At 53.5% G+C, this 18042-nt stretch carries 16 protein-coding genes and 1 pseudogene; 2 read left to right on the top strand and 15 right to left on the bottom strand.

Going from position 1 to position 18042, the window contains the following annotated elements; genetic code table 11:
• Positions 1–7: 7 nt before the first annotated feature.
• Genes DWY25_RS07175 through upp form a run of 4 tightly spaced genes read right to left on the bottom strand, consistent with a single transcriptional unit; the run spans position 8 to position 1894 of the window.
• Entirely contained in the window at positions 8–733 is a 726-nt protein-coding gene (locus tag DWY25_RS07175; protein ID WP_006057959.1) for a F0F1 ATP synthase subunit A, read from the bottom strand.
• Positions 726–1079: a hypothetical protein gene (locus DWY25_RS07170; protein WP_117894667.1), complete on the bottom strand. Its 354-nt coding sequence runs from the start codon at positions 1077–1079 to the stop codon at positions 726–728. The genes DWY25_RS07175 and DWY25_RS07170 overlap by 8 nt, the downstream gene beginning before the upstream one ends.
• A 9-nt stretch (positions 1080–1088) precedes the next feature.
• Complete coding sequence (locus DWY25_RS07165; RefSeq protein ID WP_117894666.1) at positions 1089–1274, bottom strand: AtpZ/AtpI family protein; 186 nt, start codon at positions 1272–1274, stop codon at positions 1089–1091.
• Entirely contained in the window at positions 1274–1894 is a 621-nt protein-coding gene (gene upp, locus DWY25_RS07160) for a uracil phosphoribosyltransferase (protein WP_039863799.1), read from the bottom strand. Before upp ends, DWY25_RS07165 begins: the two co-directional genes overlap by 1 nt.
• A 303-nt stretch (positions 1895–2197) precedes the next feature.
• Here upp and DWY25_RS07155 point away from each other — a divergent pair, with 303 nt between their 5' ends.
• Entirely contained in the window at positions 2198–3811 is a 1614-nt protein-coding gene (locus tag DWY25_RS07155; protein WP_117894665.1) for a putative manganese-dependent inorganic diphosphatase, read from the top strand.
• Positions 3812–3924: 113 nt separating this feature from the next.
• On the opposite strand, the gene rpiB is transcribed toward DWY25_RS07155, so the two are convergent.
• Both rpiB and DWY25_RS07145 read right to left on the bottom strand, forming a co-directional pair.
• The gene (gene rpiB, locus DWY25_RS07150) at positions 3925–4371 is read right to left on the bottom strand and encodes a ribose 5-phosphate isomerase B (protein WP_117894664.1); all 447 of its coding nucleotides are present in this window, start codon (positions 4369–4371) and stop codon (positions 3925–3927) included.
• A 38-nt stretch (positions 4372–4409) separates the two neighbouring features.
• Positions 4410–5015 (bottom strand): L-threonylcarbamoyladenylate synthase, encoded by a 606-nt coding sequence (locus DWY25_RS07145; protein WP_117894663.1) that lies wholly within the window; start codon positions 5013–5015, stop codon positions 4410–4412.
• A gap of 596 nt (positions 5016–5611) precedes the next feature.
• Here DWY25_RS07145 and DWY25_RS07140 point away from each other — a divergent pair.
• Complete coding sequence (locus DWY25_RS07140) at positions 5612–6208, top strand: uracil-DNA glycosylase family protein (RefSeq protein ID WP_117894662.1); 597 nt, start codon at positions 5612–5614, stop codon at positions 6206–6208.
• A 198-nt stretch (positions 6209–6406) separates the two neighbouring features.
• Here the strand turns inward: DWY25_RS07140 and DWY25_RS07135 are convergent, their stop codons facing one another.
• From DWY25_RS07135 to DWY25_RS07100, 9 genes and pseudogenes are all read right to left on the bottom strand, one after another.
• Positions 6407–7810 carry a glycoside hydrolase family 1 protein gene (locus DWY25_RS07135; RefSeq protein ID WP_117894661.1) on the bottom strand — a complete coding sequence of 468 codons (1404 nt, stop codon included), beginning with the start codon at positions 7808–7810 and terminating at the stop codon, positions 6407–6409.
• Between the two features lie 101 nt (positions 7811–7911).
• Positions 7912–9324, bottom strand: coding sequence for a glycoside hydrolase family 1 protein (locus DWY25_RS07130; protein WP_117894660.1), 1413 nt, complete (start codon positions 9322–9324; stop codon positions 7912–7914).
• Complete coding sequence (locus tag DWY25_RS17940) at positions 9321–9677, bottom strand: family 1 glycosylhydrolase (protein WP_244925946.1); 357 nt, start codon at positions 9675–9677, stop codon at positions 9321–9323. The genes DWY25_RS07130 and DWY25_RS17940 overlap by 4 nt, the downstream gene beginning before the upstream one ends.
• A 34-nt stretch (positions 9678–9711) precedes the next feature.
• Positions 9712–10761: pseudogene (locus tag DWY25_RS07125) on the bottom strand (glycoside hydrolase family 1 protein); the annotation flags it as partial.
• Positions 10762–10848: 87 nt separating this feature from the next.
• Positions 10849–12291: a M81 family metallopeptidase gene (locus tag DWY25_RS07120; protein WP_117894659.1), complete on the bottom strand. Its 1443-nt coding sequence runs from the start codon at positions 12289–12291 to the stop codon at positions 10849–10851.
• Positions 12292–12301: 10 nt separating this feature from the next.
• A complete protein-coding gene (locus tag DWY25_RS07115) occupies positions 12302–13744 on the bottom strand; it encodes a M81 family metallopeptidase (RefSeq protein ID WP_117894658.1) in 1443 nt (480 codons plus the stop codon).
• A gap of 116 nt (positions 13745–13860) precedes the next feature.
• Positions 13861–15117 carry a Zn-dependent hydrolase gene (locus DWY25_RS07110; RefSeq protein WP_117894657.1) on the bottom strand — a complete coding sequence of 419 codons (1257 nt, stop codon included), beginning with the start codon at positions 15115–15117 and terminating at the stop codon, positions 13861–13863.
• A 13-nt stretch (positions 15118–15130) separates the two neighbouring features.
• Complete coding sequence (locus tag DWY25_RS07105) at positions 15131–16573, bottom strand: M81 family metallopeptidase (RefSeq protein ID WP_244925945.1); 1443 nt, start codon at positions 16571–16573, stop codon at positions 15131–15133.
• A 13-nt stretch (positions 16574–16586) separates the two neighbouring features.
• The gene (locus tag DWY25_RS07100) at positions 16587–18029 is read right to left on the bottom strand and encodes a M81 family metallopeptidase (RefSeq protein ID WP_117894655.1); all 1443 of its coding nucleotides are present in this window, start codon (positions 18027–18029) and stop codon (positions 16587–16589) included.
• Positions 18030–18042: the final 13 nt, after the last annotated feature.

Genomic DNA, 18042 nt, shown 5'->3' with positions numbered 1-18042 from the left:
CTAATAGTTATGCTTTTTTCATTTCTTCCGGAACTTCATTACCGATAAAGACCATCGTCAGCGTAATGAAGATCAGAGTCTGGATAAATCCGGCAAACAAATCAAAGTAGAAATGCAGCGCCGGGGTCAGGATCGGAGCGATAAAGTTAAACGCCGATCCGACAGGAACAATAAAATTAATTAAAGCGGTCGAGCACCATGACGTAAAGCTGTAAACCAGGGACATGATAATGCCTCCGCACAGCACGTTGCCAAACAGACGCAGCGACATCGACAGCAGCGTTGAGAATTTACCGAAGATATTCATCGGCAGAAAGACCGGAATCGGTTCGATAAACGAATGCATATACGCCTTGAAGCCGCCGGCTTTGAGCTGCGCAATCTGGACGAGCACCCACGTGATAATCGTCAGCATCAGCGTGACGCTGTAATTGCCTGTGGGAGAAGAGAAGCCGAACAGGCCCAGAATATTGCTTAAAAAGATGTAAATCGCGATCGTCGTGACATACGGCGACAGATTTTTAGCGATCCGGGGTCCGACATTGTCCTTCACCTGGTTATCAAGCGTTTCCACCAGCATGATCGCCAACAGGACCAGCCCGTGCGGTTTGGCCAGCGGATCGGTCTTGTCAATTTTCTTCGACAGCGCGATCACCGCCAGACACAGCAGGATGGTGACGCCCAGGATGACGAAGACATCCGACTGGATCGTCAGGTGCAGCGGTTTACCCATCTTTTTCCCTCCTTTCTAAAACAGAATCAAGAATCAGAACAACCTTCATCAAAAACAGGCCGCCGGCTGCCGCGAAGATGTTGAACACCTCGGGAACCAGCGCCGCGATCAACAGCGGCAGGGCCATCAGAAGATAGCTGAATAAAAAATGTCCGATCAGGCCGATTTTCCCCGCCGCCTGCTGATCAAGAACCTGATCGCAGAACATCGTCGTGCGCCAGTACAGCAGTGCGGAAATCGCCGCGCCCATGACGTAGCCGGACGCGATCCGCCAATCGGTCAGAACGCCGGTCAGTACGACCAGGCCGGACAAGACCAGCGCGATTGAAATGGCTTGTTTACGCATACGTTTTCCTTATTTCGTTTTTGTCAGCTGCCACAAAGCCCCGAACGCGCAGAGCGCGCCGCAGACAACGCCCCCGATTACACCCCAGGGGCTTATGCCGCAGACATGGTCCAGCGCCAGTCCGATCAGGGTCGGCGCCAGGATCGACACCACGATGGTGAAGCCCAGCGTCAGCGCCTGGACGGTGCTTTTCACTAGCGGGTGCCGAAGATCCGGTCGCCGGCATCGCCCAGACCCGGAACGATGTAGCCTTTTTCATTTAAGTGATCGTCCAGCGCCGCCAGATAGATATCGACGTCCGGATGAGCTTCCTCAACGGCTTTGACGCCTTCCGGCGCGCCGACCAGGCAAACCAGCTTAATCGTCTTGGCGCCGCGTTTTTTAATCATGTCGATCGCCGCGACGGCAGATCCGCCGGTCGCCAGCATCGGATCCAACACCATGTTGACAGCGTCCGGCATCGTGTTCGGGAACTTGGCAAAATATTCGTGCGGCTGTAAGGTTTCTTCATCGCGGTACAGACCGATAAATCCAACCTTGGCGGTCGGAATCAGATCGGTGATGCCGTTGACTAACCCCAGTCCGGCACGCAGGATCGGAATCAGAACAATTTCCTTGGACAGTTCTTCCGTCTGGCATTCGCAGATCGGCGTTTGGATCGTCACCGGCTTGGTCGGCAGATCGCGGCAGATTTCATACGCCATCAACCCGGCGATTTCATCCAGATTCTGACGGAAATCCTTGGTTCCGGTTTCCACCTTGCGCATCTGGGCCAGCTTGTGTGTGATCAGCGGGTGATTCAATACTTTCAACATAAGCTCTCTCCTTATTCTGTTAGCGTTATCACGGTTATTATACCATTGACTCTTATCAAAATACAAAGGATTCCAGCTCACTTTCTCGTGAGTTTTCGCACGACCTCCTTTTCGGATGTCATTATACGCGAAAGGTCTGGCGGCAGGACATAGACAAACAAAATCTTTTGTCGGAAAAGCGGACAAACACCCCTGTTTTGTCAACGGCTGGACATTCCTGGAGCGGGCAAATTGAAAGCGGTCACAAATCGAACTTGTTTTTCCTGACAAACTTCGCTATGATGAAGTCAGTGAGGATAAACTATGGATAAACCTGTATATGTAATTGGTCATAAAAATCCTGACGCCGACTCGATTTGTTCGGCGATCGCTTACTCGGCGCTGAAAAACAAGCTGGGCATCAATACTGTAGCCGCCCGGCTGAGCGCGGTCAACAAGGAAACCTTATACATCCTGGACCGGTTCCGGCTGCCGGTGCCGATGCTTTTGACAAGCGCCAAATGCACGCTGGCGGAAATCGACATGGATGAAGCGATGCTTTTAAGCAAAGACACAACGATGAAGGAAGCGCTCGACGCGATTCTGTCGCGGAAAAACAAAGGAATCTTTGTCGTGGACAGGCAGCATCATCTGGAGGGCATCGTTTCCGTTTCCGATCTGACAAATCTGTGGACCGCGGATGAAGAAGCGTTGGAGGATCTGATGAGCCGGGTGCCGTTAGCCAACATTTTGAAAACCACGCGGGCTTCCCTGCTTTATGAAGCGCCGTTTCATCCGAATGGGAAAGTTCATCTGATGCCTTCCTTAGGCCAGAACAGCAACATCGAAGCAGGCACGATCGTGATCGTCGGGAACAACCCGGAGGTGCAGCGCTCGGCGATCCGCCAGAAAGCATCGTTAATTTTGATCTGCGGTGAGAACTGGGTCGATTCGATCACGTTGGAAATGGCGAAACAGGAACAGGTTTCCATCCTGCATACGCCGCTCAGCGCGATCACGGTGGCGCACAGCATTTTCCAGAGTCCGAGCGTCGCGGAGATCATGACCCGGGAAGTCGTCGTGTTCAGGACCAGCGAAACGGTCGATGGGGCCAGTCAGCGGATTGCGAAGACGCGCTTCCGCACATATCCGGTCGTCAATGAAAAAGAGGAAGTGATCGGCGCAATCTCCCGGTATCACTTATTTAATTATCGGAAGAAACAGCTGATTTTAGTCGATCATAATGAAAAAGAACAGAGTATTCATGATCTGGAATTTGCGGAGATCATCGAAATCGTCGATCATCATCGGTTAGGCGGAATAGAAACGCAGAGTCCGATCTCCTTTGTGAATCAGATCGTCGGCTCCACCTGCACGATTGTCGCCAATCTCTACGAACAGCATCAGATTGAAATTCCCGCGCAGATCGCCGGGGTTCTGTTAGCCGGGCTGCTTTCCGACACGATGAATTTAAAATCGCCGACCACGACCGAGATTGACCGCATCACCGCGGAGAAGCTGGCGCAGATTTCCGGCGTTGACCGGCAGACCTTGTCCGAGGAGTTGGTCGGAACCTCGGATTCGTTGATGAACAAATCGTTCCAGGAATTGATGTATGAGGATTTCAAGGAGTTCCGGATTCAGGACAGTAAGGTGGCAATCGGTCAGGTCGTGTGCCGCTGTCCGGATGAATACCAACAGATCAAGCCGGATTTTCTGGCGTATCTGGAAGAGCAGAATCTGCAGCATCATTACGATCTGTTGTTGATCTTGTTTACAGATCCGAAAGGTTCCGGCTCCCATTTCCTGTATACGGGAAAAAAAGGCTGGGTTATTGAGGAAGGATTTAAGACCGTGCTGACGAATGGGTTTGCGCCGGGCTTCATCTCACGGAAGAAACAGGTGCTGCCGGTCGTGATCGATACGCTGAACAAATAAGGCCATTGTAAAAAAGCAGCGGCTTCAATAAAAAGAGTCTGACTTCACATAAAAAAACGATCGCTCCCATTTCCTTATTAGAAATGAACGATCGTTTTTTACTGAATTTTCAATTAAGCTTTCTTTTCTAATTCCGCGATCTGATCAATCCGGCGCTGATGCCGCTCTTCGTTGGAAAACGGCGTCGTCAGCCAGACTTCCGCGATCTGCTCGATCAGCTCCTGGCTGATAATCCGGCCGCCCATCGCCAGAACATTGGAATCGTTATGTTCGCGGGTCAGCTTTGCGGTTTCCAGATCATGCACATGTGCGCAGCGGATGCCCGGCACTTTATTCGCGACGATGCTGACGCCGATCCCCGTTCCGCACATGACGATGCCGCGATCCGCTTTTCCATCCGCAACCGCTTTCGCGCACGGATAAGCTACTTCCGGATAATCGATGCTTTCCTCGCTGAAACATCCGAAATCTTCAACCTCGTAACCTTCCTGAATCAATTTTGCTTTCAGCGCTTCCTTATTCTTATAAGCGCCATGATCACAAGCCATTGCAATTTTCATCTTCACCGCTCCTTTTCCTATTTTTCACCGATAATTCCTTAAATTGAAGCTTCCAGATCTTCCAGCTTAATCGGTCCCTGCCGTAAGATTTTCAGCTCATCGCCGGTCGTATCGCAGACCGTGCTGGCCGTGCTCGCGCCGCTTTCGCCCAGGACGACCGCATCAATCCGGCCATCCAGCTGTTTCAGCACTTCTTCTGACGTCGTACACGACGGCTGTCCGCTTAAATTGGCGCTTGGCACTAACAGGGGAACCCCGACACGATTGATGATCTCCAAAACAAAATCATCGTCCGGCATCCGGATTCCAATCGTCGGAAATCCATTGGTCACCAATTCGTCAATTTCCGGTTTTTTCTTAAACACCAGCGTTAAGGCCCCAGGCATCCACTGATCGATCAATTTCTGCGACCGCGCGTCGGTAACGGCAACCCGTTCGATCTGAGCTTTCGACGAAACCATCATCGGAAACGGCTTGGTTTCCGGTCTTTGTTTCGCTTCCTTCATCTTCAGGATCGCTTCTTTCAGGTCATACCGAACGGCCAGTCCGTAAACGGTATCCGTTGGGAATGCCACGACGCCGCCGCTGTTTAAAATTTCTACAATTTTAGCGCTGTCCTTCTTAGTTAAACGCTGTGTTTCCATAATTTCACCTGATTTCTTTTTCCAGATTCATTATATCGGAATTTCATGATCTTACAACCCTGTTCCCATCGCAAACTACTGAATTTTCTCAACTTTTTACCGACCCGGGAACAGAGCGGTTAAACGGAAGTGGCTTTATAAGTCTATCCCTGATAACAGCGGAAGAATGAATGAAGCTTTCCTGGATCAAATCCAGATTTAGTAAATCATGATTTAGTAAAGGACTACCGTTTTTAATCAATAAACTATGAAAGATCGTTCCATTTTCTTCTTTATATCTATAAACAAATAACAACCAATCGAAGCTCAATTAAAATTTGCTTAAAAAGCAGTAACAAAATTTCTTATTGACCTCAGTCTGAGCGTTGAAAAACACTGCAGGTTTAGCGATTGAAACTCTATTGAATATCTTTATTACAGAAGCTTCTTTCGCTTTCCTCAGTCAATTCATTCCTGACATCCCGTTGTCAGGATATTCCTATTATAATAAGATAGAAACTGAGGATTCTCTGTTGATAGCTTAAACAACACGGGAATCAAATGATGACTGGCAATCAAGATTGTCAGTTCAATATAATATCAGGAGGAGCTTGACCATGAATATCCGTACTGAACTCGAAAATACTGTCGGCGTTCAACCCATGATCCAATTGAACGATGTAGACCTGAATCCCGCGCACATCCGCGCTATTCTGATCAATGAAGTTGTTCCCGCCGATCCTCGTCAGGACTTCTATGGATCCCGCGAAGCGGATTACCTCACGACGACGTTTGCGCTTTTCCGCGAAGCCGGCCTGCCTGTCACCACGATCCAGGAGTTATTGGATGCCGGTATTTACATCACCAACGCCGTAAAGATCCCCAAAACAGAATCAACGGTAGAAAATAGCGCCATCGACGTCAGTCTGCCTTATCTAAAGAAGGAATTATCACTTTTCCCCCAGCTGAAGGCGATCCTGTTGATGGGCGACGTCGCCAAGAAAGCCTTTAACAAAATAACCAAACAAACGCTTCAGAAAAACATTGTGCCTGCCATTTCCACTTACAAGCTCCGCAATTCTGAGCTATACTACGGTGATATCCGGGTTTTTCCTTCTTACATCATGACGGGGAAAAACATTCTGATCGAGAAATCCAAGTTTGCGATGGCAGCCGAAGATATCCAACGGATGTTGAAACTGATCCAGGATTAACCGCTTTCACTCTATCCTTTTTAAAAGTCTGGCTGCCAATCTTTCAGGATGTCATTCTATACTGGAGAATTCCTTTTCGATCACTCATTCCAAGGATCGCAGAAATGGAAGCAGAAAAAAGCACAGGAAGGGAGGCCCTGTGCTTTTCAACACGATTGCATCGAGCTGTCGTCAACTCCGGCTGCAATTAGGAAATGATTATTTTTGAAAATCTTCGATCAGCTGCTTATACCAGCCATAACTCTTCTTCGGAATTCGCCGGCAGTTATCCTCAAAGTCGACGCGCACCAGCCCGTAGCGTTTCTCATAGCCGTTCACCCAGCTGTACAAATCCATCGTCGACCAGGCATAATACCCTCGGACCGGACAGCCTTCCTCCATCGCACGGAACATATAATCAATATAGCCCTGCATCATCTCAATCCGCTCATCGTCCTGCACGACGCCGTTTTCATCCGGCGTTTCATAACAGCCGTGACCGTTTTCCGTGATGTAGATGTCAATGTCGCCATACCGTTCGCGAATTTCCCGCAAGGTGTTCAACATACAGCGCGGATAAATTTCACGCCCCCACAGGTTGCGCTTCGTCGAGGGATCAATCGTTGTTTCATACCAGTTCTTAATCCGGATGCCTTCCTTCGCCGCCGATCCCGCACCGCGGTTATTGTGGAAAACTTCAGTTTCCCCTTCGCTGTAGTCTGTAATATAGAAACGATTGTAGACATTCAGCCCCAGGAAATCGACTTTTCCTTCCGCCAAGGTCAATGAATCCTCAAACCGCACATAGGAAGTGTCGATCCCATTTTCATTCAGCCACGGAAGCAATGCGCCCGGCAGTTCGCCCTTGATCGCGCAGTCCAGAATCAGCTTGTTGTAAAACAGATCGGCGATCATCCGGATCCGCTGGGGATGCTTCGTCTGCGGTGCGACCTCGACGTTACTGCTGTCATGCACGATTCCGATCCGCCCGTCCTGATGTAACTTCCGGTAAACCGCGACGGCTTTCGCGCTCGCCAGCGCTTCATGATAAAGCGTCTTGAAATAACGGTCAAAATCCAGCTTGTGGTTCGGCGGATAATTGCCTACGATATTGCTGCAATAGGCGTAATATTTCGGTTCGTTGATCGTCACCCACAACTTGACACGGTCGCCGAACGCCTTGAAACACACCTCGGCATATTCGGCAAACGCCTCAACAATCTCCCGGTTCGCCCAGCCGCTCTGCGCGGCCAGCGCCTGCGGCAGATCGTAGTGGAAAAGCGTCACATTGGGAACCACGCCGTTTTCCAGGCAGCAGTCGATCACCCGGTTGTAAAACGCAATTCCTTCTTCATTGACACGGCCCCGGCCTTCCGGCAGAATCCGGCACCACGACAGGGAAAAACGGTAGGAGTTCTGGCCTCCGGCCTTTAACATTTGAATATCTTCCTGATAATGATGATAAAAGTCGCAGGACACATCGCCCGTCGCACCGTTGATGTTGAGTGGGCTTTCATGGGAAAACACATCCCATTCGCCAACGCCCTTGCCGTCGAGGTTCCACGCGCCCTCGCATTGATAAGACGCTGTCGCGCTGCCCCATAAAAATTCAGATTTCTGCATTGCTTCACCTCCTGATTTTTTTCTTTTTCATTCCGCATAAGCAGGATTCAGCTGTCAGGTCATGAATTATTTTTCATGCCCGCCGGCTTCCCGTTGGCTTGTTACAGATCCTGATGCTCCTCGATAAACTGCTTATACCAGTAATAGCTTTTCTTCGGAATCCGCTTCAGCCCCTTTTCATAATCCACGCGCACCAGGCCATAGCGCTTCTTATAGCCATTGATCCAGCTGTAAAGATCCATCGTCGACCAGACATAATAGCCCATGACGTTCACGCCCTCGGCTTTGGCCTTCAGGATCTGTTCCAGGAAATCATGGAGGAACTGGATCCGGTCGTCGTCTTCAACCCAGCCGTTTTCATCCGCAACGTCATAGGCTCCGTGACCGTTTTCCGTAATATAGATAGGAATATCGCCATATTTCTGCTTCCGCTTGATCAAGGTGTTGTAGATGCACTGCGGATAGATTTCCCGTCCCCATGGATTCAGCGGAACCCGCGGATCGGTATCGGACTCGAACCACCCCTTGACGGTCTTGCCTTCCTTCGCCGCTTTGCCGGAACCGTCATTGTTCCCGGCGTTGTTGACGGTCGCACAGGTTTCTCCTGATACATACGGTTTGACCAGCAGCCGGCTGTACGCGTTCTGACCGAGAAAATCAATCGTGTTCTCCCGGATCAGCGTCCGATCTTCCTCCTTCATAAACGACAGATCGATGCCGGAAGCCTTTACCTTGTCGATGAGCTTCTGCGGGATTTCGCCCTTGATCGCCGGATCCAGCACCCAGTCGTTGGTAAACAGATCGCCGTTTTCGACTGCCTCGCGATGGGCCGGCGTATCCAGCACGGATTCAGCGCTGCAGGAAGCGTGCACCAAACCAATTTTGGCGTTCAGCTTCAGCTTGCGGAATTCGCGGATCGCCTTGGCGTTGCACAGAATCATGTTGTAGGCACACTCGCAGAAATGCTGCATATTGACCTGTTCGTTCGGCGGATAATTGCCGACCATGTAACAGCACGAAGCGTTGTGCGTCGGTTCATTAATCGTGACATACAGCGGAATCCGGTCGCCGAAATGACGGAACACCGCCGCTGCGTAATAGGCGAATTCATCGGAAATGTCCGGCCAGCACCAGCCGCCCTGATCGCCGACATAATCCGGCAGGTCATAATGGACTAAGGTCACATTCGGCACAATCCCGTATTTTTCACATTCCGTCAGAACCTTGTCATAGAATTCAAAGCCTTTTTCATTGATAACACGGTCCGCCTTCGGCACGATCCGCGACCAGCTGATGGAAAAACGGTATGTGTTCTGACCGCCTTTAGCCATCATCCGGATATCTTCCTGATAATGATGATAGAAGTCGCAGGATACATCGCCGGTAATCCCGGTCGTGTTCTTCTCACTGTGGCAGAATTGATCCCAGATGCTCGGGCCTTTGCCTTCCGCATCCCAGGCGCCTTCGCATTGATAAGCGGCAGTCGCACTGCCCCATAAAAATTTTTCCTTCATTTCCTATCCTCCGTTCTCTGATTTTTCAATGATTCGGATTCGTTGCTGGACTTTTCCGTCAGTTCCAGATCCTGCCCGCTGCTGGCAATGACCTTTTGAAACCAGGCATAGCTCAGCTTGGGAATCCGCCGGCAGTCTTTAGGATCGTCATCCTCCCGGTCAACGTAGATCAGACCGTATCGTTTCTGATAGCCGTTTTGCGTACTGGCCAGATCAAACGCGCTCCAGGTGCAGTACCCGATCAGCGGTACGCCGTGCGCCAGCGCCAGCCGCGCCTGCTCGATCTGTTTCCGCAGATACGCAATTCGCCGGCCATCCCGGATCTCGCCCCGGGTATCCGGAGTTTCCTTCAATCCCAGCCCGCGTTCGATGATGATACAGCGGAAGCTCTGTGCGCTGAGCCACGTCTTCCAGGATCAGGCGGGTTCCCGCCGGATCAACTTCCCAGTCGAAGCCGCTCGTTCCCAGCTTTGGATTTTTAACAATTTCAAAGATTCCGGGCAGATTGAAGCCATATTTCATCCCGGTTGGATCCGTGAAACTTGCTGCCGCGCCTTTTTTGACAGTCACCGAGGTATAGCTGCTGAATGAAACCATCGTCGCCAACCCGCTTTTTAAAGTTTCCGCATCTTCAGGCTCCAGCTTCGGCATCGCGCCCAGCCGGGTTAACAGCGCCGTGGCCGGGGCGGAATACCGCCCGCTCACGGCCAGATCGAGATCCAGCCAGTTCCGGATCAACTCCATATTCATTGCGGCTTCCACATCCTCGGGATCCGGCGTCAGCGGATATACCTTCACCAGGTTCAGCGCCGGACCGATCCAGCCCGGATATCCACGCTGATGAAACCGCCGGAAGACGCGGACCTGCGCCAGCGTCCGGTGATGATTTTCCTGAAACGCCTGCGCCAGCGAACCGGTGGGCGAAAGCAGCCGGTCGATCGTCAACAGATTTTGTTCGCAAATCGGCTGCCAGTACAGGACTTGCCCGGCGAAGTGATCGAACATCAGTCCGCAATAGTCCTCAAAGGCGTCGATCGTTTCCCGGCATGCCCAGCCGCCCTGCCTGGCCAGCGCCCAGGGCAGATCATCATGATAAAGCGTGACGATTGGTTCTATCTGATTTTCCTTCAACAGGTTGATCAAACGGGCATAAAACGCCAGTCCCTGCACATTGACTGGACCGCGCCCCTGCGGCAGCACGCGGGACCACGAAATCGAAAAGCGATAGGCCTTTAATCCCAGCGCTTTCAACAACGCGACGTCTTCCTCCAGATGATGCAGATGATCGGAGGCGGTCCGCAGGATTTCCCGCTGACCCGGCCGGACATCCTGAACGGACGGGCCTTTGCCCTCGTCCAGCGCACCGCCTTCAAACTGCCAGGCACTGGTGGAGGCGGACCACAGAAAATCTGCGGGAAATTGTCCGTTTGGATTCATGGGCGGCATCTCGTTCTTCCCCCGCACAGACTGACAAGGGCAGTAAAGCTCTGGTATTGCCGGGCAGCGAATCGCTCCTGAACAGCGTTAAATTTCATCGATCGGAAACATCGGGCGCAGGATTTGTTTAAACGGAATAAGCCGGGTATCCTGCGGCGTCGCCCCGCCGGTCAGCGACATGACGCACAGCTTGCCCAAAGCCTTTAGTTCCGGATGGATGTAGCCTTGCTTGACGACGAAAATATCATAGTCTTCCACGTTAATGCCGCAGGCGGTCAGCTGACGGATTTCGACAAATGAATGATTGTTGTCGGTGACCGCGATATCAATCGGTGTCCCCGGCAGTCGCACAGTGACGATCGGACCGTAATCGCCTTCCTCACCATACATCGCGGTTCCCGCCTGGCGGCCATGATGCAGCACGACGACATCGAGATCGACCGGTTCGCTGTATGCATCCAGTCCCATCCCCAAACGCAGGGAAACCTGTTCGTTCTCCGCACAGGCCATCAACTGATGACAAGCGGCCGGATCGTTGATCGCGGCGAACAGAATGCGTTTGGACAACGCCGGCAGAGCCAGCACCTGTCTTAAAATGAACGTATTCGCGCCCATCGCGCCGGAGGTAACGTTATCGCCGGAATCCGTAATGAAGACCGGCTTGCCGTCAAAGGCCAGGGCCATCGCCAACGCTTCGTCCGGGGCCGCGGTCGTGCCGGTGTAGTGGAATTCATGGCGTTTGTTCCAGACGAACTCCGCCAGCTGATCGGCGATCGTTTCGGCATACGCCTGATCGGCTTCCGTCTGCGGAATCACGACGATCCCGCAGCCAGCCTCCGGGCAGTCGTGACGCAGATAACCGACATGCCACGAACAGCTTAAGATCCGCGGATCCTGTTCCAGCTGATCCATAAATTGGTTGATGGTACGCACTGGTTCATCCAGCGAAACGCTTTGTTCCCCGCCCAGAATCAACGGCAGCTTGCGGTACACCGGCCGGGCGTTCTGCGGATGTTCGATCTGCTCGATCAGCGTGCGGGCGGTGCGCTGCACTGTCGCCGCGATATCGGTGTGCGGCGCTTCCCGGTAAGAGCGGATAAACGTCGTGTTTTCCACATAGTCCCGCGTCAGATTGCCATGCGGGTCGCAGGCGATCGCGATCGGCAGATACGGTCCGGTCAGCTTGCGGATTTCCCGCACTAAATGCTGCTCGCCGCTGCCGATTTCCTCCACGAAGCTCGCGCCGTGCAGATGCAGATAGATTCCGTCCAGCTCTGGCAAATGTTCGCGGACGGCGCTCAGGATCCGCTGTTCGAGATAATCGAAACACCCCTTGCGCATCACGCCGCTGCAGCCGGCATCGGCGCAGAGAACCGGGATCAGTTCGATGTCCGGACGGTCAAAGACATCCCCCAGCTGCATGTGTGACAGCGCCTCTTTGCCAAAGCTCAGGGCGGTATTTTCCAGATCGCAGAACATCGGGACGTGTTCGTTAGCTTCCAGGGTAAATTTAGCCGCGATTATTTTCATGATCTTCACCTCACATTTCATCGATCGGAAACATCGGCCGCATAATTCGTTTAAACGGAATCGACGCGGTGTCCTGCGGCGTCGCGCCGCCGGTCAGCGACATCACGCACAGCTTGCCCGCCGCCTTGAGTTCCGGGAAGATATAGCCTTGCTTGACGACGATCACATCGTAGTCGTCCAATTGAATGCCGGCGTCGGTAAACTGGTGAATTTCCACCATCGCCTGACGATTGTTGGCAACCATGATCTCGACAGGCAGTCCCTTCACGCTGACCGTGACGCAATAGCCGTAAGCCCGGTTATGATCGCGGTACATGAAGCCGCGCAGCTCGCCCTTTGACTTCACGACGACTTCCAGGGTCACCGGGGCGGAGTATTCGTCATAACCCACGCCCAGTTTCAAGCTCGTTTCCGCTCCGTCCGGCAGCTTTGCCAACATTTCATAGGCGGCCGGATCGCAGATCGTCGCAAACAGGAAGCGTTTGTTCAGCTCCTTTACCGCTAAAACCTGACGCAGAACGAACGTGTTCCAGCCGGTTGCGCCGGAGGTGACATTGTCGCCGGAATCCGTGATGAACACTGGTTTTTCCGCGCAGTCCAGCGCCATTTTCAACGCTTCGTCCGGATGGGCGGTCAATCCCGTATAATGGAATTCATGGCGCTTGTTCCAGACAGTTTCTGCCAGCTGATCGGCGATGGTTTCCGCATAGGCCTGATCGGCGGTGTTCTGAGGCACGACGACAATCCCGCAGCCGGCCACGTCGCAGTCATGCCGGATGTAGCCGACATGCCAGGACACGCTGCGGATCCGCGGATCGTGTTCCAGCTCGTCCATGTAGCGGTTGATTGAACGCACCGGTTCATCCGCCGATACGCTCTGTTCGCCCCCCAGGATCAGCGGCAGCTTGCGGTATACGGCGTGGATGTGCTGGCGGTCGTGAAGCAGGTCGCACAGCATCTGCGAGACGATGCGTTTGGATGCTTGAGCGTCGGTATGCGGGGATTCGCGGTAGCTGCGCAGAATCGTACAGTTGTCCACATATTCCTGGCACAGATTGCCGTGCGGATCGCAGACTACGGCGATCGGCAGATACGGGCCGGTTATTTCACGGATTGTTTTCAGGATGTGATGATCGCCGGAGCCGATCTCCTCGACTTCGCTGGCGCCGTGCAGAAACAGATAAATTCCGTCGATCTCCTGCAGGTGCGCCCGGACCGCGTCCGCAAAACAGCCTTCGATGTAATCAAACGTGTCTTTTGTGACCACGCCGTTGCCGCCGGCATCGGCATAGATCGCGCCGATCGTTTCAATGCCGGCCGCGGCGTAAATGTCCGCGACGTTCATCTTGCGCAGACAGTCCTCGCCGAAGGCCATGTCGTAATGGTTGATCCGGGTTTTAGCCGGGACGTTGGCGTTGGATTCTGTGACGAAGGTTCCCATCAAAACTTTCATAGTGACTTCTCTCCTTATTTATCATGGGTTAATTGGATTTTTTCAATGACGCTTGTTTCTTTTCCTGCATGGATGATGAGCGGAAACGAACCGGCGCTGATCACCGGGTAATCGTTTCAAAGGATCGTTTGCGGGGATGACGATGCACGATCTTCTTCGTTGGCCAGCTGATAAAGCATGTCCATCAGCACATTCGCGCCCGCCGCGCAGTCTTCGATCGGCGTATATTCTTCCTTGCGGTGTGAATAGCCGTTGACCGAACGGACGAAAATCATCGCGCACGGGCAGACATCCTTGAAATTCTGACTGTCATGACCCGCGCCGCTCATCAGCCGGAAGACCGGCAGATTCCGCTTTTCCACAATCGTTTCCAGCTGGTGCTTCAGCCGTTCATCGCAATCCATGCCATACAGAATATGCCGCAGTTCGCGCCGGACCTGAATGCCCTCGCTTTCCAGGCGGGCTTCCAATATCTCGATTTCCCGCAGGCAGGCTTCAATCTGAGCCACGTCCAGACTGCGGATGTCCAGCGTGAAGGTGACGTGATCGCAGATGACGTTCGTGGAGCCGGGGAAGGTCTGAATGCAGCCGACCGTTGCGACAGTATAGGGCTTCTGACGGGCTGATTCCGTGATCTGACGAATCCATTCGGTCATCGCCAGCACGGGATCCTGCCGGTCGTTCATCGGCGTCGCCCCCGCATGACCGCTGCATCCGCTCAGCGTCACTTCATAGAAGCGCAGATACGGAATGCCTTCGACGATCCCGACCGGACATTGATTCTGTTCCAGAACCTTGCCTTGTTCGATATGCAGCTCCACGCTGGCATAAATCGGATCGATCTGACCCTGACGATACGCTTCCGGATGATATCCGCAGCGTTCCATCGCCTCCTTCAGCGTGATGCCCGCCGCGTCCTGGACCAGGAAATCTTCAGGCAGTGCCTTTCCAGTGACCGTCTTACTTCCGATCATCCCGGAATTGAACCGGTTGCCTTCCTCATCGCGGTAACCGATAATCCACAGCGGCCGTTTCAAGTCTATTTGATTTTCTTTAAACGTCTGCGCCGCTTCCACGCCCGCCAACAGTCCCAGACAGCCGTCGAAAATGCCGGCGTTGCGCACAGTGTCGAAGTGGGAGCCGCACAGCACCGGCGCTAACGGGCTGCCGCCGGGATTGTAAACACCGATGACGTTGCCGACCAGATCCTCATGCACGTCCAGCCCGGCCGCCTTCATTTCGCCGATCAGCCAGTTCTTCGCCTGAGTATCCGCGTCGGTAAAAGTCCAGCGGGTGACGCCGCCCTGCGGATCGACGCCGATCTGGCCTAACTGGTGAAGCCGGTCCCATAACCGTTGGGCATTAATTTTCATCTTCTTGTTCTCCTTATATTTGATCGATCGGGAACATCGGCCGCTGAATCCGCTTGAACGGAATCATCGCGGTGTTCTGCGGCGTCGCTCCCGGAGTCAGCGCCATGACGCACAGCTTGCCCTTCGCCTTGCACTCTGGGAAAATATAGCCCTGCTTCACGACGATCACGTCGTAATCGTCCCAGTTCACGCCGGCGTTTTCAAACTGATGCTGCTCACACAGCACCTGCCGGGTGCTGCTGACAATCACGTCGATGTTCTCATCCTGCAGCGAAACAACGACGCATTCGCCGAACACCGCGTTGACGTCATGCAGAGCGTAGCCCATCAGCTTGCCTTTGGCTTTGATCGTTCCCCGCAGCGCCACGCTTTCCGAGCAGGCATCATGATTGACACCCAGCGTAAACTCCGCGGCGGATCCCACCGCCAGGGCGTTAAGCTTCCCAAATGCTCCGGGATCGCAGATTGCCGCAAATAGGAATGATTTTGTCCGCGTCTTCCGCGCCAATACACGGCGTAATACCAATGTGTTCCAGCCGGTCGCCCCGGAGGTGACATTATCCCCGGAATCGCTGATAAACACCGGTTTGCCTTCAAAATTGACAGCCATGTCCAGCGCTTCCTCCAAACCGGCAGTCAGGCCGGTGTAGTGGAATTCATGGCGTTTTTGCCAGACGTATTCCGCCAGCTGATCCGCAATCGTTTCCGCATAAGCGCTGTCGCTTTCCGTGGCCGGCACCACGACGATGCCGCAGCCGGCGACGTCGGTATCGTGACGGATATAACCGACATGCCAGGAACAGCTTAAAATCCGCGGATCCTGTTCCAGCTCATCCATATACTGATTGATTGAGCGCACCGGTTCATCCGTCGACACGCTCTGTTCCCCGCCTAAGATCAACGGCAGCTTGCGGTAAAGGGCATGGATATTCTGCCGTTTTTTTAACAGATCGCACAACATCTGCGCGACTCGGCGTTTCGTCGCGTCGGCGTCGGTGTGCGGTGATTCGCGGTAGCTGCGCAGGATCGTGCATTGTTCCACATAGTCCCGGCACAGGTTGCCGTGCGGATCGGCGGTGACAGCTATCGGCAAATACGGCCCGGTCAGCTCCCGGATTTTTTTCAGCAGCCGATGTTCTCCGGACCCCATTCCTTCCACCTCACTGGCACCGTGCAGAAACAAATAGATTCCATCCAGTTCGTGAAGATGCGTTTTTAACGTCTGAAGCATCTGGGATTCAATATAATCGTAAGCCGGCCGCTCGATCACGCCGGTTGATCCGCCGTCGGCATACAGTGCCGGAATGAGCGTGATCTGCGCCTGTTCAAAGACAGACCGGATCTTCATTTTATCGATGCAGGCTTCACCCCGGGCCAGATCGAAATTTCCCAGCCGGGCCCGCGTTGGAATCTGATCGTTGCATTCGGCATACAACGTGCCGATCATAACTTTCATCGTATTTCCCTCCTTAAATCTTATCGATTGGGAACATCGGCCGCTGAATCCGCTTGAACGGAATTGAGGCGGTATCCTGCGGCGTCGCGCCGCCGGTCAGCGACATGATGCACAGCTGGCCCTTCGCTTTGAGATCCGGGAAGATATAGCCCTGTTTGACGACGATCACATCGTAATCATCCCAATCAATCCCCAGTGCGTCGAACTGATGTTTCTCGCACATTGTCTGGCGCGTGGACGCCACGCTGATCTCGATCGGCAGACCCTTGACGGACACGACGACGGCGTCCCCGTAATGCGCATCGTGATCATGCATCAGATATCCGCGCAGGCTGCCCTTGCTTCGCACGATCACATCGAGCGTAACCGGCGCGGAGTTCGCGTCGGCGCCAACGCCCAGCGTAATCTGAGTTTCTGTCCCGGACGGCAGCGAATCGAGAAGCTGCCAGGTATCCGGATCACAGATATTGGAAAACAGGAAACGCTTGGTCAGCTGCGGAACAGCCAGCACCTGACGTAAAATAAACGTATTCCAGCCGGTCGCGCCGGAGGTGACGTTATCCCCGGAATCGGTGATAAATACCGGTTTGCCTTCAAAGGCCAGCGCCATTTCCAGCGCTTTTTCCGGTTTCGCGGTCAGGCCGGTATAGTGAAATTCATGCCGGCGGTCCCAGACATAGGCGGCCAGCTGATCCGCAACCGTTTCCGCATAAGCGCTGTCTTTTTCCGTAGCCGGCACCACGACGATGCCGCAGCCGGCGACGTCGCTGTCGTGACGGATGTAGCCGACATGCCAGGAACAGCTCAAGATCCGCGGATCCTGTTCCAGCTCATTCATAAACTGATTGATTGAACGTACCGGCTCATCCGTCGACACGCTCTGTTCCCCGCCGAGGATTAACGGCAGCTTGCGGTAAATCGCATGGATGTTCTGACGGTGCTTCAACAGATCGCATAACATCTGCGCGACCTGGCGTTTGGTTTCATCCGCGTCGGTGTGCGGGGATTCGCGGTAGCTGCGCAGAATCGTGCAGTTGTCCACATATTCCTGGCACAGGTTGCCATGCGGATCACAGGCTACGGCGATCGGCAGATACGGGCCGGTCAGCCTGCGGATCGCGGCCAGGATGTGATGATCCCCGGAACCCAGACCCTCCACCTCGCTGGCACCGTGCAGATGCAGATAAATGCCGTCGATCTCATGGAGATGTTCCTTCACCGTGCGGACAAACAGCGATTCGATGTAATCGAAGGTTTCGCGCGTGATCACGCCGGAGGCCCCGGCGCTGGCATACACGGACGGAATCACGTCGATCCCGGCGGCCTGGAATACCTCACCGACCCGCAGCTTGCGGACACAGTCGTCGCCGAAGCCGAGATCGTAGCTGCCGATCTCGTTTTTCCCCGGCACGTTGGCGTTGGATTCAGTTGTAAATAAGCCTACCATAACTTTCATCTTGATTTCCTCC

Origin of the sequence: Holdemania filiformis, from assembly GCF_003459085.1 — a bacterium.
Taxonomy (GTDB): Bacteria; Bacillota_I; Bacilli_A; order Erysipelotrichales; family Erysipelotrichaceae; genus Holdemania; species Holdemania filiformis.
The sequence above is the reverse complement of the archived record's forward strand: the minus strand, read 5'-3'. Positions and strand labels throughout refer to the sequence as shown.

Excerpts from the sequence above, each read along its gene's own strand:
- DWY25_RS07105 (WP_244925945.1), bottom strand. The coding sequence starts at position 16,573 with ATGAAAGTTATGATCGGCACGTTGTATGCCGAATGCAACGATCAGATT.
- rpiB (WP_117894664.1), bottom strand. The coding sequence starts at position 4,371 with ATGAAAATTGCAATGGCTTGTGATCATGGCGCTTATAAGAATAAGGAA.
- DWY25_RS07100 (WP_117894655.1), bottom strand. The coding sequence starts at position 18,029 with ATGAAAGTTATGGTAGGCTTATTTACAACTGAATCCAACGCCAACGTG.
- DWY25_RS07130 (WP_117894660.1), bottom strand. The coding sequence starts at position 9,324 with ATGAAGGAAAAATTTTTATGGGGCAGTGCGACTGCCGCTTATCAATGC.
- DWY25_RS07120 (WP_117894659.1), bottom strand. The coding sequence starts at position 12,291 with ATGAAAATAATCGCGGCTAAATTTACCCTGGAAGCTAACGAACACGTC.
- DWY25_RS07170 (WP_117894667.1), bottom strand. The coding sequence starts at position 1,079 with ATGCGTAAACAAGCCATTTCAATCGCGCTGGTCTTGTCCGGCCTGGTC.
- DWY25_RS07145 (WP_117894663.1), bottom strand. The coding sequence starts at position 5,015 with ATGGAAACACAGCGTTTAACTAAGAAGGACAGCGCTAAAATTGTAGAA.
- DWY25_RS07155 (WP_117894665.1), top strand. The coding sequence starts at position 2,198 with ATGGATAAACCTGTATATGTAATTGGTCATAAAAATCCTGACGCCGAC.
- DWY25_RS07115 (WP_117894658.1), bottom strand. The coding sequence starts at position 13,744 with ATGAAAGTTTTGATGGGAACCTTCGTCACAGAATCCAACGCCAACGTC.
- DWY25_RS07175 (WP_006057959.1), bottom strand. The coding sequence starts at position 733 with ATGGGTAAACCGCTGCACCTGACGATCCAGTCGGATGTCTTCGTCATC.
- upp (WP_039863799.1), bottom strand. The coding sequence starts at position 1,894 with ATGTTGAAAGTATTGAATCACCCGCTGATCACACACAAGCTGGCCCAG.
- DWY25_RS07135 (WP_117894661.1), bottom strand. The coding sequence starts at position 7,810 with ATGCAGAAATCTGAATTTTTATGGGGCAGCGCGACAGCGTCTTATCAA.
- DWY25_RS07110 (WP_117894657.1), bottom strand. The coding sequence starts at position 15,117 with ATGAAAATTAATGCCCAACGGTTATGGGACCGGCTTCACCAGTTAGGC.
- DWY25_RS07140 (WP_117894662.1), top strand. The coding sequence starts at position 5,612 with ATGAATATCCGTACTGAACTCGAAAATACTGTCGGCGTTCAACCCATG.